This is a genomic window from Limosilactobacillus difficilis, from assembly GCF_947387495.1.
GTDB lineage: Bacteria > Bacillota > Bacilli > Lactobacillales > Lactobacillaceae > Limosilactobacillus > Limosilactobacillus difficilis.
In genome coordinates, this window is the sequence record NZ_CANDNU010000117.1 from 1 (window position 1) to 331 (window position 331).

Consider the following 331-nt stretch of genomic DNA (forward strand, 5'->3'; position numbering starts at 1 on the left):
AAAGGAAAAGAGAGACGAATGAAATCCGAAGGATTTATCCATCTCTCTTTATTATTAGGGACTTATGTCACAGCCCCATGAAGCCGAATATGGGGTGCGCCGGTTAAGTTCACAAGTTCGCAATTATTACCAGTTGATTGGTAAACAAGTTCCTAACCATAAACGTATTCAGCGTTTAATGCATGAAATGGGACTCAAGTGCATAAAATATAATCGACGAGTTCGTAAGTACGACTCATCTAAAGGCCCTAATAGTAAGAAAGCTAAAAATAAGCTCAATCGTCGCTTCATGAGTGATCGGAAGTACCAGAAAATGGTTTGTGATATTACC

Annotated in this window: 1 pseudogene; it reads left to right on the plus strand. The window is 39.0% G+C overall.

Annotated features, from left to right (window positions below):
* Nucleotides 1-76 precede the first annotated feature (76 nt).
* Nucleotides 77-331, plus strand: a pseudogene (locus QOR82_RS09195) (IS3 family transposase); the annotation flags it as partial.